Genomic DNA, 15,274 nt, shown 5'->3' on the forward strand with positions numbered 1-15,274 from the left:
CGAACGGCGCATTCCAACCCGCAGACTGCCGGGTGGGCGGAGTCACGAACTCTCTTACGCGTACTGAGTCCTGTGAACGGGTCAGATGGCCCTGTCGAGGAAGACCCGGGGACTCGAAAGGCACATTCTTCGGACCACAACCCAAACCATCGGGCCTCTGCGGTCGATGTGAGCTGGCTCACAAATGAAATCCCGGACTGCGTTTCCGTTGGCGAAGCGCAGCGTTCTCACTACTCTCTGCCCTGAGAAACGATGTGGCTCGAAGAGTCAACCTTGCATGTGGGCGCAGATGGGGGGAACGATGAGTCTTTTCTGGTATTTGCATCGGGGTCTTGTAGGGCGCTTCTTGCGCTCTGGAACGATCTCGCTTCTGGCACTCTCGATGATCGTCCTGGGACCGGTGACGATGAGCGCGCGAGCGGGGATGGTATCGACTGAGTCGGTTCTCGAGGCCGAATCGCTCGATGCGCGCGCGCGGATTCACGAACTCGTCGATCGCGAGAGAGTTAGAAGTGAACTCGAGGCGTTGGGCGTCGAACACGCCGAAGCGCACGCGCGCATCGATGCTCTGTCCGATCTGGAACTCGCCGCGGTCGCTGGGCAGCTCGACAGATTGCCCGCGGGTGGGGGAGGGCTCGGCAGTGTGCTCCTGGCCGGGGTCGTCATCTTCATCGTTTTGATCGTAACCGACTCGTTCGGCGTGACCGATCTGTTCCCGTGGGTGCACAAATACGAGTTGCAGTGACGCGAAACAGGGCCGAGCTCTGCAGATGGGCGATCCTCGGATGGCTCGTCTGTTGTTCGGTACTGGCCTGCGCAACACCCGGAACGGATCGTCTGCTTCAGGAACCGGGTGGGTTTCCCGAGCAACTCGAACTGAAGGTACCCTTCGTCGCCCAGCGCACCGATGAGTGTGGTCCCGCGGCCCTCGCGATGCTGCTTGCATGGAGCGGTACACCCGTGGACCTCGACGCCTTGGTCGCCGAAGTCATGGTTCCGGCGCGTTCAGGTAGCTTGCGTTCGGGGTTGATCGCGGGGGCGCGTCGCCGCGCACGCCTGGCCTACACGGTCAGGGGCATGGACGAACTCCTGCGCGAGCTGGTGGCCGGGCACCCGGTGCTGGTGTTGCAGAACAACGGACTCTCCTGGTTTCAGGTCTGGCACTACGCGGTCGTGATCGGTTACGACCTGACGGAAGCCAAGCTCATCCTGCACAGCGGAAGAAATGAATCGCGAAGGATTCCGCTGCGAACCTTCGAACGTACCTGGAGACGTTCGGATAGCTGGGGTCTGCTCGTGCTTCCGCCAGATCTCCTGCCGGTTACCGCACATCTTGATCGTTTGCTCGATGCGGTGCTCGGGCTCGAACGCGCCCAACACTTCGCAGAGGCGGAACGTGCCTATGAGGCGGTGTTGACGTACTGGCCGCAAAGCGGTGTGGCCTGGTTCGGTCTCGGGAATGCCCGCTACGCGAAAACGGATCTTATTGGTGCAGAGCAGGCGTTTCGCGCTGCGGTTGGGGTCGAGCCCGATCTTGAAGCGGCCTGGAACAATTTCGCGCAAGTACTGGCCGAGATGGGGCGACGCGGAGAAGCGCTCGCCGCTGTGCGGCGCGGGCTCTTGCTCAACGGACCTCGACACATGACCCTGAAGAAGACGCTGAGGGAAATCGAAAAGTCCGCCGCACCCGCGGTCCGGCCTCATGTCGGGGCAACGCTGCCCTGAAAGTCGTGACGAATGGACCCCGTGCGGTTCTGTCGATGCGGCGCAAGAGCCGGTTTCGTCCCGTATAATGCGATTCGTACCTTGGAAACACCTATCGTTTGACCCGCTTCCCGCTCTCGACATTTCTTCTGGAATTCGATTGCAGCCGGATTCTTTTCCGGTAGCCGCGGTGGCGGATCAGGAGGTTCGAGAATGCGCATTCGTCCGGAAGACGTCGGACTATCGAGTGAACGACTGGCCAGGATCGATGAGCATCTAAAACGGCGATATCTCGATTCACACAAGATCGCCGGTGCTCTGACCCTCGTGGCCCGCAGGGAGCAGGTGGCCTACCTCTCTTCGGTGGGCATGATGGATATCGAGCGCGCCAAGCCGATGGCTGACGACACGATCTTCCGCATCTACTCGATGAGCAAGCCGATCACTTCGGTGGCTTTGATGATGCTCTACGAACACGGGCAGTTCTCGCTCGAGGATCCTGTACACAGATTCATCCCTTCCTGGAAGAACCTGCGCGTCTACCAGGCCGGAAACCATCCGAATTTCCTGAGCCAGCCCGTTGAACGCCCCATGTCGATCCGCGATCTGCTCTCGCATATGTCGGGACTCACGTACGGATTCATGGAGCGCACCAATGTGGATGCGGCCTATCGCAAGCTCGGCATTGGAGATCCCGACGAAGTTGCGACTTTGCAAGACATGATCGATCGGCTGGCCGAACTACCGCTGGAATTTCCCCCGGGGTCGGCCTGGAACTACTCAGTGGCGACCGATGTGTGCGGATACCTCGTGGAAGTGATTTCCGGGCAGCGCTTCGATCGCTATCTCGCCGAGAAGATCTTTGAACCACTCGGCATGGTCGATACCGGGTTTACTGTTCCCGAAGACAAACGGGACCGCTTCGCGGCAAATTACGCACGTCGTCGCGACAAATCGCTCAAACTCGAAGACGATCCCGCGACGAGTCCATATTCGGGCGAGAAGACGTTCTTCTCGGGCGGCGGCGGGCTCGTTTCGACCGCAGCGGACTATCTGCGATTCTGCCGCATGCTGATCCGGGGCGGTGAACTCGATGGCGAACGTCTGCTGGGTCGCAAAACGATCGAACTCATGACCCAGAACCACCTGCCGGGTGGCGTGGATCTGACCCGGGTTGCGACCGGCAGCTTCAGTGAAACTACCTATGACGGTGTGGGTTTCGGTCTCGGGTTTTCGGTGACGCTCGACCCCGTGAGTGCGCATACAGTTGGCTCCGCGGGTGAGTACGCCTGGGGTGGCGCGGCCAGCACTGCATTCTGGATCGATCCCGCCGAGGAACTGATCGTGATTTTCTTGACCCAGTTCATGCCCTCGGGAACATTCAACTTTCGCGGGCAACTCAAGCAGTTGATCTATCCGGCAATCATCGACTAGCGGGAATCGGGCGCGCCCGAATTTCCCGAATCCGCGATGAGAACCTCGCACCCGCATCAGGGGCGCGAACTGTCGCCTCCTGACCCAGGTGTCCCCCCCTGCGAAACATTCGTCTGGCTGGGTGGAAATCACCGAGTTGAAAGCGTTTCGCGCGAGTGCGATCCATTGTCTTCGAGGGCTGAAGACATGCGCATTCTACTGATCGCAATCTGGGTCACAGTGTTGGCGATCGGCCTCTGGGGTCGCGCCTGACTCGAGCCGGACGAGATCTCGTCGACCGTCTATAATGCGCGCACGGCGGGTCGAGTCGACTCGGCCGCTCCAGAAAGTACTCCACGAACCTCAGATCCCGCTTTCTTCTCGTGAGTTCACTCCCGGGTCGGGTATCGAACGAGGCATGGAGTTCCAGTGCGGCGAATTCATGTTCGTCGCGGGGGGCGATGTCGCATGGAGTTCAATCTCGCGGATATGTTCGAGAATGCGGTCGACGCCTTTGGCGACCGCGATTGCGTGGTGGCGGAAGGCAAACGGTCGACCTACGCACAGATGGAAGCGCGGGCGAATCGTCTCGCGCATCATCTCGCCTCTCATGGGATCGAGCCCGGCGACCACGTCGGTATCTACGCCTACAACTCCGTGGAGTGGGTCGAGACGCTCTGGGCCGTCTTCAAGATCCGCGCGGTCTGGATCAACATCAACTATCGCTACGTCGAAGACGAATTGCGGTATCTGTTCGACAATGCTGATCTCAAGGCGCTGATCTACGCACGCGAGTTTGGACCGCGCATCGCGGCCGTGCGCGACTCCCTGCCGTTTCTTCAGCATGCGATCGTGCTCGAGGATGGCAGCGGCGCCGAAGCACCGGCCCTGGATTCGATCGATTTCGAAGCGGCCGTGGCTGAGGGTTCACCCGAGCGGGACTTTGCCCCGCGTTCCGCTGATGATCGGTACATCATCTACACCGGTGGCACGACCGGCTTGCCCAAGGGTGTGGTCTGGAGACACGAAGATGTGTTCTTCGCTCTGGGAGGAGGGAATGATCCGGCGACGGGTGTGCGCGCCGCGCATCCGGGAATCATGGTCGAGCGAGATGCCGGCCCTGCGACGTTTTTGCCGATCGCCCCGCTGATGCACGGAGCCACTCAGTGGTCGGTCATGGGAGGGGCTCTGGTCGGTCGCAAGAACGTCCTGGTCGCGAAATTCGATCCGCCCGAAATCTGGCGTCTGGTAGAGGCCGAGAAGGTCAATGGCATCATGATCACCGGCGACGCGATGGGCCGTCCGATGATCGAAGCGCTTCACGAGGGCGGACCGACACGAGACCTGAGTTCCTTTTCGGTGCTGGTGAGCAGCGCTGCGATCTTCTCTCCGACGGTGAAGGATGACTTCTTCCGCTACTTCCCGAACCTGATCATCACCGATAGCATTGGAGCCTCAGAGAGCGGAAACAATGGCATGGTGATCGTGACAAAAGGCAACTCGGCGATGTTGGGCGGGGGGCCGACAGTCAAGGCGGGTCCCGGTACGACGGTGCTGAACGACGACCTGGAACCCGTTATCCCAGGGGACGGCGTAGTCGGCAAGCTTGCGCGCTCCGGTGATATCCCGATCGAGTATTACAAGGATCCGGAGAAATCTGCGCAGACGTTCGTGACCAAGGGAAGCCAACGCTATTCCATCCCCGGTGATTTTGCCCGAATGGAGGCAGATGGCACAATCACGCTGCTCGGCCGGGGTTCGGTTTCGATCAACTCTGGCGGAGAGAAGATCTACCCAGAAGAAGTCGAGGCTGCGATCAAATCGCACTCCGATGCATATGACGCTGTCGTGGTGGGCGTGCCCGACGATCGATGGGGAAGTCGTGTGGCAGCGGTCGTACAGCCCCGAGAGGGTTCGACTCTGAGCCTCGATTCGATCCAGGAGCACTGTCGCAAGCACATAGCGGGTTACAAGGTGCCCCGCGAACTGCATATCGTGGCAGAAATCTGCCGTTCACCCAGCGGCAAGCCCGATTATCGCTGGGCAAAGGCCATCGCAACGGGCGAGGCGAGCTACTCGCCGTAGCGTTCTTTCAGCCTGGCCGCGTGCTCGGCCCTGTCCGTTCTCTCCAGGCGCTCCAGGTAAGCGGGCAGATGACCCCGGACGTGCCATGGACCTCCCTCGGTCAGCACGGTGTGCATCGGATCCACTCCGGTGGGATGGTCGCGCATTGCATCACCATGCCAGCGGTCGAGTTCCCCGAGTGCCCGGCCGGCCTAGACCAAGAAGGGAGACACCCCGGCTTTGCCGGGGAGGCATTCAGAGTTTGACAGTTCCGGGATTCGTCGGGAGAACTCCCGAGCGTGGACCGTGCAAAGCATCACGCAAGGGAGACTCCATTGACGAGAAGAGGAAGTCTAAACCACACGGCGTGGGAGTGTAAGTGTCACGTCGTGTTCATTCCGAAGTACCGGAAGAAGACGATCTACGGGACGGTACGTGTGGAACTGGGAACGGTGTTTCGCCGTTTGGCCGAGCAACGCGAAAGCTGGATCGAGGAAGGCCATCTTCAGGCTGACCATGTGCACATGATGATCTCGATTTCACCAAAGTATTCGGTGTCCCAAGTGACCGGTTACTAACGGATAGGGAGCATAATGGGGGCTTCGGGGTTCTGATAAGGGTCTTGTTTGCACAGAGACACGCTTCGGCGCGGGCGTCTCGTGCCGCTCATGTGGGCACGCCGAGGGCGAGCAGGCCCCCGCCCTGGGCCCGGCGTAGTTGATCCGCGGCGACGATGAAGCGCTCCGCGTGGGCGACGGGGACAAGCACCAATCGCCTCACGTCCTCGCGATCTTCCCACGGCACAGTGGAAAGCACATATCCAGGGTGCGATGCGAGCTCCAGCACGCGCCCTTCGCCGTCGCAGTCCGGCGTTGCATCCTCCGCCACTGCGCCAGCTCCCACGGCACGAGCGGCCGCAACGAACTCGTCGCCGAAGACGAGCGCTGCATCGTGATTCCGCGCAACCAGGATCAGAGTGCTGTCGCGCACGCCCCAGACGAGATCGCGGTCAAGGATCGGTGAGAGGGTCCTGTCGTCGTTGAGGACGAACCGCTGTTCCGCCTCGCCGCTGTGGGGCCAGAGGTCCACGTCGCGGCTGGCGAAGGGCTCGCACTGGACCGCCTGGCGCGGCTGGTCGGCGAGCCGGAGAACTCCGTCCGGCTCGAAGTGCACCACGATCGCATGGCCGACCGTTCCGACGCTCAGGTGCTGCCAATCCCTTCCCCGGAAAACGCCCTTCTCATGGGGCGAGCGAACGATCGCCTTCCCTGCATGCACACCGCCCAGGGAGAGGGGCACGGGCAGAGCGGAAGGAGCGCGTTGGCCCGTGACAGGCGTGGCCGAAACGTCCATGCGAAGGCGCAGTCGTTCCCGGTCGTTCAGATAGTTGGCCAGCACGACTTCGCCGCTCTTGGAAGCGCCGAGGACGAAGCCTCGCCAGGACTCCCAGGACGGCTGGATCGTGCCATCCCAGTTGACCACGAAGTGTGTGCGCTCCACCCGGGCCGGGAGGTTGCGATGCACGGCGACGAGCATGCCCAACCCGGGCCGTCCTTCTACACGGCGCACTTCGCGGACCGGGGCGCACCCCTCGAAACCGTCTCGCACGATCTCCTCCGCAAGAGGCGCGCTCTTGAACGCTCGAGCCGCGATCTGCACGAGCGTCCGGTACGTCGGACCCAGATCCTCGGCGTCCACCATCCGCTCGCGCAGCGTCGCCCGGAGGTCGCCCTCGAAATCCGCCGACATCCTGCAGCGCTCGGCATCCAGCCGCAGAGCGAAGACGTCACGCCCCGATGCGGGCAACCCGCACTCGACCAGATACGCCCGGACGAACACGTCCCTCTGCTCGTTCGTCCTGCAGAAGCGGTCCATCGAGAAGGCGATGTCCTGGATCGCGGAACTCACGCACGCACTCTCCAAGTCCACAAGCTTGAGGCCGTCTCCATCCCGGACGAGATTGCCGTGATGGACGTCCCCATGGATCGTGACGAGACTGGATCCGGCCTCGGTGATGGGCGACGGACCGGCCTCAATCCAGCGGCGTTGCCACTCGGGTGGGATCGACTCGAAGAAATGCTGCGGCATCGAGGCGAATCTCCAGATGTACGAGGTACGCGACGCCTCGCGCAGAGCCGGATAGCGCTCGCACTTTCGGCTGCGGATCTCGTCGTACCAGGTCGGCTCGATGGCATGCACGCGCGCAATCAGCCGCCCGACCTCCTCGCAGAGGTCGAGGTCGGGCGCGATCGAAGGGTTGCAACCGGCCCACTCCTCGACGAACCACTCGCGCTGGGGATCCTCGGCGATCCGGCAAGGACCCAGCCCGGCATCGGCGAAGCGTTCCTGGGCCAATCGCATCCGATCGAAGAAGATCGGTTCCGCGGCCGCGGGGCAGAAGAACTCGTGCACGACATGCAGTGCCACCGGACGGGCGAGCGGCTCCGCCTGGTTCGTCAGCCGGTGTACCTTTCCTCCCGCACGCCCGCTGAAGTCCTCGACGCAGACGTCCGCGGCGCGAACAGACTCCCACCCTGCGAGCCGGCCGCGCAGTGCGTCCGCCATGGTCGCGGCGATCGCATCCGGATCTTCGCGCCAAGGCCTCGAGCGTGAGTTAGGGCGTTCCGGATCCTTCGATGCAACCATGGGTCACCGGCCGGCGGTTGGCCGGCTCCGCCTTCTCGTAGATGGCCCCTCGGAAAAGAAGCGCTCGAGGATCGCGTGCCACTGCTCGGCGCCGAGCTGCTCGGCCAGCTCCATCGAGCTCTTTACGTCGGCAAGCAGGATGGTCACCTGCTTGCACTCGCCCTCCAGCGTGGACTTCGATTGCAGGATCCGGTCTGCGAGGTGACGCGGCGTTATCACTTTCTTCATGCCTCGATCCTCTTATCGCTTCCATCCGCCCACATTCTACCGGTGCCGGCTGTCGAGGAGCAGTGGACCGCGGCGCGTGCGATGGAAACAGCACTTCGGTGATGATCCGATGCGCCCGATCTTGGACCGCCCCGGCGCAGACTGATCGCCAGCGCAAGGACGTTGCGGTTTGGCCGCCTACCGAGCAGTTCCAGGATCGATGCCGACAGATCGATCTGGTAGTGCAGGCCGCGATCAGTTCGACCCCGATTGGTTGCGACGGAATCGGGCCAGACGAGCAAGGTGGGTACGCGCGAGGTGTGCTCGTCGGCAAGATGGTGATCGCAGTACACGTTCAGCTCGCCGAGCGTCTCGCCGCGGTCTGAAGAGAACAGGATGGCGGTGTCATCGAGGATTTCGAGGTCGGAGAGCTTGTTGATCAGGCGACCGACGTGCTCGTCCGCGTAGCGGATGCCGGTGTCGTAGCCGTCGTACATTCGCCGGACTGCATCCATCGAGTCCCGCGAGATCACACCATTGCGTATCCCGAAGCGGCCCGTCAGAAGAGCTTTCCGGCTCGGCACGCAGGGCGTGTCCGAGGTGTAACAGCTTTCGAATCGGATACCGCGTGCAGCCAGTGCATCGATATTCGGGCTGGTGTCTCGCGGGTAGCCGTAGCAGCCCAGGTGGTCTGCACGCAGTGTATCGATATCGATGTGGAGTAGACGCATCCGCTGCGCATTTCAGCACAATCTCAGTGGGTCTTCCATGGGACGCCGTCCGCTCGAGGTCGCGCGTTCCTGGGTAACGAGCTAGAGTCGACGCTCGGCGAGGGATCCCCGTACGAAATAGCGCGCAAGTGCGAAGCAGCTTTCTGGAAAACCCCCCGAGAGGTTTGATGGGTTGCCCGATCCGATGCGGAAAACGCTCATCGGAATCGACACTCGTTTACGACACCGATGGCATCCGATCGCCACGAACTCTTGTGGAGAGGTCATTTCAACCCCTCGGGTTTTGCTCCGGGGAGGGGGGATTCATCATGAGATCGACGACCAGGAAACGCTTCCTGTTGATCGCTGTGCTTTTCGGGTTGTTGCCGATTGCGGGTCTGGCTTGGGCTCATTCGATCTACCGTGATCTATGGGTTCATCCACGAGGCGAGCTATACGACCCAAAGCAGCACTATGCTGACCTGTCTGCAGAGAACTACTATTTCGCCGAGAATGACGTTCAGGTCTCCATCGGTGAAATGGCCATCAGCGCAGAGACGCAGTTGGCGGTCGATCTGGGTCCAGATCTGTTCGCCGTCGTCGAGCGTTCGAAAGGTTCTCTGATCCCTGTCATCTTGTTGGACACGAGCAACCACGGGCATCCCGACAAGACGTTCCGAGGGCGCATCGAAGGCAATCAGGCCGTATTCGACCTGGCGCCTCTGCGCGAAGGCGGATTCCCGAGTTCGCTCTGGCAATTCGGTATTCGCTATTCCGCAGGTGCGGATGGGGACCTGAGCCTGAATGGGCGCTATCTGGCTTCTGTGGCTTCGGATGAAGCAAAGATCCGAAATCTACCCGCGGTGGGCGCCGGGCCGCGCTTCGCTCCCGGCCTGGCAATCTTCAAACACCGCGCTGGAATCCCTTTTGACCTGGCCGATTTCATCGAGCATCCCGAGAAGTACGTCGAGGATTTTGATCGATTGACGCGCGCCCCCGACGAGGATGACTGGACGCTGGAGGATCGGGAAGGGAAGCTTGTCTCCCACTTCGGGGACGAGGATCTCTATCTCGTTCGAACCGAGGGCGACTACGAACTCGCGGTGAAGTGGGGTGATGTTCCGCTCTTGCACTTCATGACGGACTACCTGTCGGTAGCTCCGAATCGCGATGCCTGCTACAGCTCGCTCGATACGCAACTCAGGAACTCGGACGAGAGCCACACGGTCGTTCCCTATCGCTACCTGTATTGTCCCGAGGCTTCCGTCGCACTGTTCGACGCCCCGGATGGTTACGAGATCGAAGTTGCCGCTCTACGTGGAGACGATGTCTACGAACGCACCGATATCGGAACCTCCATCGCCGACAATATTCGCCTGTACGCAAAGGAGATCTACCCTCGCTCTCCGTTGAACCGTTCCACCGGAACGATCGCTGGCAATGTGGTTGCGAGCTTCAAGGATGCCGGGCGCGATCTCGGCAGCATTCTCGGTCACGGAATCGTCGGCTCCCAGGAACGCGACGTCCACACTGGCCAGGTCTCCTACCGTCCTTCACCGGTTACAGCAATCCCGCTGGCCGTGCTCTCGCTAGCGACTCTGGAGCCTTTTGACGCGCTGAGCCAGCTCTTCGAGGGTGTTGCGAGTGGCATCCAGGTTGGGGCCGATGCGGTCAGCGCACTGGACAACGGTGTGGTCAACCCCGCTCTCCAGGTCACGGTCGGCGCGGTCGCCGGTACCGAATCAGCCGACCAGGCCGGTCACTGGTTCGGGGCGACGACCCAGGCGGTCGTGAAGAACCTGCCGGGCGGAGAGCGGTCGGCAACGACCATAGATCCTGAGGCCTACTGGAATCACAATCGCGGTTTCGCGACTTCTCGTTACACCCGTACGGACACCGAACTCAACATCGATCGCGCGGTGACCGTCCTCGACCTCGCGGGAATTAGTGCCATTCAGCGGCACAATGACGACCGTTGTCACCAGGACTGTGGCGAGTCGGAAGATCCCCCTAAGGGCAAGAAGCCGCCGAAGCACAAGAAGCCGCCTAAGCACAAGAAGCCGCCGAAGCACAGGAAGCCGCCGAAGCACAAGAAGCCCCCTAAGCACAAGAAGCCGCCGAAGCACAGGAAGCCGCCTAAGCACAAGAAGGTGTCGAAGTACAAGAAGGCGCCGCGACACAAGAAGCCGCCCGTCTGCAAGACGGGCAGATACAGGAAGCCCTCGAAGCTGGCGAGCCTTTTCTAGGGAGTGGAGGGGATTGCCTGTCGAGGGGCGGCCTGGCCGCCCTGGGCGGGTCACGATCGCCTTCTGGAGTTCTCCCGACGCGTGATTCCACTCTGCAGAGTTTTCCCGGTCCGCAAAGATTGCACTTCATGCGTGTGCAACTCGGCGCTCTAAGCAGCGCAGCGAGCGTATTGGCGCAGGCACGCCGCTTGCTCAATGAGCCTCCGACGCGACGTCCCTGATCCTGGGGGCGTCCTGGAAACGGAGCCGCATATGACCGCTCGATTCATCGCATTTCAGGCCGCACTGCTCGTGCTTCTACCCTCGATCGCTTTGGCCAGCGCCACCGACGATCTTTCGATCCTCTCGCAGAGCGTGCCTCCGAAGGTCGTGCTGCTACTCGATACCTCGGGTTCCATGCAGTTCGCGATCAATCACGATGATTTCAATGTGAACACCACCCGCTGGAAGTTCAACGATCGGCATCCTCTCCGCCTGCACGACAACACGGACGGCACGTACTGCAATTTCGGAACGGTTCCCGAGGAAGCCGGTACCACAGGCCTCTGCCCCGGCAGCCAGCACGCATCTGCCGATGACCGCTGCCCGGATACGGACGATTTCGGATCCAGAAGGTACGGCAACAAATCGTATTACTGCGAAAACATGCCGAGTGGCTGCACGAATGCCCCGACGGGTTGGACCTGTTGGGTCGCGGGTTCGCGAACCTATCTGGAATTGCCTGACTATGGTCCGCGCCACAGCACGGACTGGCAGCGCAACTACCTGCACTGGATCGCTCAGCAGATGCATGCGGGGAACCAGTTGACACTCCCGGCTCAGGACCGCATCGGAGCCGCGAAAGACGCCATCAAGGGGCTGATCGACGGAATCAACACACCTGGACTTGCAGATCGTGTCCACTTTGGGCTGGCCCGGTTTGAGCTGAACAGCAACGGTGGTTATGTGCTGGTTCCCGCCGAAGACGGTAGTCGTAACGACATCTTCGCGCGTCTCGATGATACGACGACTACGGGCTATACCTCGACCTATCCCAATGGTGGAACACCGCTCAGTGAATCACTTGTAGATATCGGCCGCTATTACGTGGGCTCGAACGAGCTCGGTGACTACTCCGCCTACAATCGCAACGATGCCACTGGTTCAGTGCCTGACAGCCCGCTCGACTCGACCTGTCGATCGGCCTATGTGGTGGTCATGACGGACGGGGCGCCGACAAACGACCTGAACATCCATCATGGCGGAGACTTCACCTCCACGATCGGAAATGCGGATGGTGATACCAATGAGTCTCCTGATGCCTGGAGCGGTCGTACGCCGACCAACTACGTGCTCCCGTATTCGAGCAACTCGGGTAGCGACTGGTTGGACGACGTGGCCTACTACCTGTCTCATAACGATCTGATCGACGATTCCGTCATGGAAGACGATCAGAGCATCTATACCTACTCGGTGGGTTTCACGATCGACCATCCGCTGCTCGACGAGACCGGAATGAACGGGCAGGGGGACTACTTCACGACTGCGAATGCCGATCAGTTGCAGGCGGATCTCGAGGCGGCCCTGCTTTCGATTATCGAGAAATCGTCATCGCTGACCTCCGCTACGGTACCTGCAAGTCGCTCCGCATTCGGTGACGGGTTCTATACGGCGTTTTTCATCCCCAGTAACAAACCTTCCTGGAAGGGTCACCTGCAGACCTACCGTCTGACGCCAGACCTCCTGGTCGTGGACAAGAACGGCAATGCGGCTCTGGATATCAGCACGAATCTATTTCTGGAGCCGCGCTTCCCCTTCTGGGATGCCGGAGACGAACTAGCAAGCGTCTCGCATCCGACGCGCAGTCTGTACACGACGAAGTCTTCTGCGCGGACGGCCTTCAGTACCGCGAACATCGCCGCGGCCGATCTTGGAGTGACGAATGGAGAGCTCACCTCCTACCCGAACGATCCGGCCGTGCCTTTTGCCACGACCGAAACGCTGACGGACGGAATCGTCGATTACATGATAGGGACGGATGCCTTCGATGACGACCGAGACACCGATACGGCAGAAAAGCGTTCCTTCGTTCTGGGTGACATCTTCCACTCCAATCCGATCAGCGTGGGTCCCCCTCCAAGCGCATTGCACGACGAGGACGGATTTGGTCCGGAAGATCTCTCGGGTACCTTCCTCTACGCGCAAAAGGCCAGGGATCGTCGTATCTTCGCCGGGGCCAACGATGGTTTCCTGCACGCCTTTAATGGGGGTTCGTTCAACCTGGGCGACAACCCCTCGACGCCCGAGACGGAGTCGGGCTACTACGACCTGGGCAATGGCCAGGAGGTCTTTGGCTACGTTCCGGGCTTCATGCTCGACTCGGTAAAGATGATCCCCCGCAACTCGCCGCGCGCCAACTACTACGTAGACGGCAGCCCGGCGGCAGCGGACATCTGGGTGCCCAGTAGCAGCGTCGACGTGACGAAAGAAGGCAGTGAATGGACGACTCTCCTGGTGACCGGAATGCGCCAGGGCGGGGCCGGGTATCTCGCCCTGGACGTGACGGATCCAGGTGCGACCGTGGTCGGGCCCCACGGCCCGTATCCCAAACTGATGTGGGAATTCGATGACACGAGTGAACCGCTGGGTGAGACCTGGTCCGAGCCGATCATCACGCGCGTGAGGATGAAGGCCAGTACAGGTGTTGGTGACTACTGCGGTCGGGATAGTAGCGATGACGGTGACTGTCGCGAGCAGTGGGTCGTGATTGTCGGCGGAGGCTACGATTCGAAGGCAGATCCCAACTTGAGCACGTTCGGATCCGATCCGAACGATGCGAACTGGACCACATCGAGCAAGGCGATCTTCATGCTCGCGGCAGATACGGGGGACGTGCTGGCAAAGGTTGCCTACGACCCGAATGACTCGACCCTCAGCAAGATGAAGTACTCGCTGGCCAGCACTCCGGGAGTGCTGGATCTGGACCAGGATGGCCTGGCGGATGTCGTCTACATCGGTGACCTGGGAGGTCAGCTCTGGAAGTGGGATATCAGCGAGAAAGGTGAGGATGCGGATCTGGACGGCCTCGTGGACTCGACCGTCTGGCCCGCCGGTATCTACTTCTCCTCTCCCGCGGCCAACGTGGGTGATATCGACGGCGATGGCAACGACGACTACCACTACCACAGCATCTTTTTCCCGCCGATTGCCACCTACGTCGACAGTAAGTTGCTTCTCGCTTTCGCGAGCGGAGAACGCACGGATCTCAAGTACGAAGGGGCGGCTTCCTCGCCGGCGACGCTCGAGGGCCTCTATGACGACAACAACCGTTTCTGGGTGATATGGGATCGCGTTCCGATCGGCAGCGGGGCGTTCGATGTGGAAATCAGCGAGGGCTACCAGACGATTGGCGGAACTATCCGCGGTATAAACGATATCACGACCCTGACATCGGATAATGCTCCCGATGATGACGGTTACTATATCAAGGTGCCTGATGGTGAGAAGTTCATCGTCAACCACATCGTGTTCTCGGGTCTGACGTTGGCACTGAGTTATGTTCCGGACAACTCTGGAACCGATATCTGCAACGCAGTCGGCGAGTCCAACGTCTACATCTTCGGCATCAGCGATGGTACGGGAGCGTTGAGCAGCGGAACCGCACGTTCGGTCAAGCTGGGCAACGGGGCCCCGACCGACCCGCGAGTCTCGGTGTCACGAGACTCCAATGGCAACATGATCGTGGAACTGGTTGGGCAGACCTCGCTCGGAGAGGTCTTGAAGCTGCCGGTCCCCGCCGATCCACCACCGCCTTTCAGCAATGTTTACTGGCGGCAGCGCTTCTAGGGGATGGAACGAGAGAGGAAATGAATATGAAGACAATCAATATTCTGCTGCTCGTCTTGACGATGGGGGTGCTGTCGGTGCCCGCAACGCTTGCGACAGCGGCCATAGTCGATTCGGTCGAGGTCGAGGACGGATTGGTCACGGGGCTTCTCGAAGTCGTGAACGCGGCTTCGGGTACGGTGATGCTGGGCGGTGTTACCTACGATGTGCCGTCCGCGGTCGCCGATCTTTCGGCGTTCAGTGCAGGTGACGATGTGCTGCTCTCCTACGTCGAAACCGATACCGGGGTTCGCAGGGCTCTGTATCTGGTCCTGGGAGAAGTCGGCTAGGGGTTCCACACTCAGAGTCGGGGAACGACCCCTCGAGATCCTTTGATCTCGAGGGGTCGTTCTGCGTTAAGGGCCGGGTTGCCCGACCTGAACGGAAGAAGACTACCCATCCTGGCCAGCAGAACCTTTC

The 15,274-nt window shown here is 60.8% G+C and carries 11 protein-coding genes and 1 pseudogene; 8 read left to right on the forward strand and 4 right to left on the reverse strand.

Features of this window, described 5'->3' with window-relative positions; translation table 11 throughout:
- Nucleotides 1-301: 301 nt before the first annotated feature.
- From GY725_09720 to GY725_09735, 4 genes are all read left to right on the forward strand, one after another.
- Nucleotides 302-745: a PA2779 family protein gene (locus GY725_09720; GenBank protein ID MCP4004460.1), complete on the forward strand. Its 444-nt coding sequence runs from the start codon at nucleotides 302-304 to the stop codon at nucleotides 743-745.
- Nucleotides 742-1,725, forward strand: a complete 984-nt coding sequence (locus GY725_09725) for a PA2778 family cysteine peptidase (protein ID MCP4004461.1) — start codon at nucleotides 742-744, stop codon at nucleotides 1,723-1,725. The genes GY725_09720 and GY725_09725 overlap by 4 nt, the downstream gene beginning before the upstream one ends.
- A 192-nt stretch (nucleotides 1,726-1,917) precedes the next feature.
- Nucleotides 1,918-3,138 (forward strand): beta-lactamase family protein, encoded by a 1,221-nt coding sequence (locus GY725_09730; GenBank protein MCP4004462.1) that lies wholly within the window; start codon nucleotides 1,918-1,920, stop codon nucleotides 3,136-3,138.
- 447 nt (nucleotides 3,139-3,585) lie between these two features.
- Nucleotides 3,586-5,202, forward strand: coding sequence for an acyl-CoA synthetase (locus GY725_09735; GenBank protein MCP4004463.1), 1,617 nt, complete (start codon nucleotides 3,586-3,588; stop codon nucleotides 5,200-5,202).
- Here GY725_09735 and GY725_09740 read toward each other — a convergent pair.
- A complete protein-coding gene (locus GY725_09740; GenBank protein MCP4004464.1) occupies nucleotides 5,190-5,348 on the reverse strand; it encodes a hypothetical protein in 159 nt (52 codons plus the stop codon). The two genes, GY725_09735 and GY725_09740, sit on opposite strands and share 13 nt — an antisense overlap.
- 168 nt (nucleotides 5,349-5,516) lie before the next feature.
- Between GY725_09740 and tnpA the strand changes: the two are divergent.
- Nucleotides 5,517-5,756 (forward strand): annotated as a pseudogene (tnpA, locus tag GY725_09745) (IS200/IS605 family transposase).
- A 91-nt stretch (nucleotides 5,757-5,847) separates the two neighbouring features.
- On the opposite strand, the gene GY725_09750 reads toward tnpA, so the two are convergent.
- The 3 genes from GY725_09750 to GY725_09760 form a co-directional block, all read right to left on the reverse strand.
- Nucleotides 5,848-7,746 (reverse strand): phosphotransferase, encoded by a 1,899-nt coding sequence (locus GY725_09750; protein MCP4004465.1) that lies wholly within the window; start codon nucleotides 7,744-7,746, stop codon nucleotides 5,848-5,850.
- A gap of 84 nt (nucleotides 7,747-7,830) precedes the next feature.
- Complete coding sequence (locus tag GY725_09755; GenBank protein MCP4004466.1) at nucleotides 7,831-8,055, reverse strand: hypothetical protein; 225 nt, start codon at nucleotides 8,053-8,055, stop codon at nucleotides 7,831-7,833.
- Nucleotides 8,052-8,765: a sulfatase-like hydrolase/transferase gene (locus GY725_09760; protein ID MCP4004467.1), complete on the reverse strand. Its 714-nt coding sequence runs from the start codon at nucleotides 8,763-8,765 to the stop codon at nucleotides 8,052-8,054. Before GY725_09760 ends, GY725_09755 begins: the two co-directional genes overlap by 4 nt.
- A 308-nt stretch (nucleotides 8,766-9,073) precedes the next feature.
- Between GY725_09760 and GY725_09765 the strand changes: the two genes are divergently transcribed.
- The 3 genes from GY725_09765 (at nucleotide 9,074) to GY725_09775 (ending at nucleotide 15,144) form a co-directional block, all read left to right on the forward strand.
- Nucleotides 9,074-10,990: a hypothetical protein gene (locus tag GY725_09765; protein ID MCP4004468.1), complete on the forward strand. Its 1,917-nt coding sequence runs from the start codon at nucleotides 9,074-9,076 to the stop codon at nucleotides 10,988-10,990.
- A gap of 252 nt (nucleotides 10,991-11,242) precedes the next feature.
- Nucleotides 11,243-14,815 carry a hypothetical protein gene (locus GY725_09770; GenBank protein ID MCP4004469.1) on the forward strand — a complete coding sequence of 1,191 codons (3,573 nt, stop codon included), beginning with the start codon at nucleotides 11,243-11,245 and terminating at the stop codon, nucleotides 14,813-14,815.
- A gap of 26 nt (nucleotides 14,816-14,841) precedes the next feature.
- A complete protein-coding gene (locus tag GY725_09775; GenBank protein MCP4004470.1) occupies nucleotides 14,842-15,144 on the forward strand; it encodes a hypothetical protein in 303 nt (100 codons plus the stop codon).
- Nucleotides 15,145-15,274: the final 130 nt, after the last annotated feature.

It is taken from the genome of bacterium (assembly GCA_024226335.1).
Lineage (GTDB): Bacteria > Myxococcota_A > UBA9160 > SZUA-336 > SZUA-336 > JAAELY01.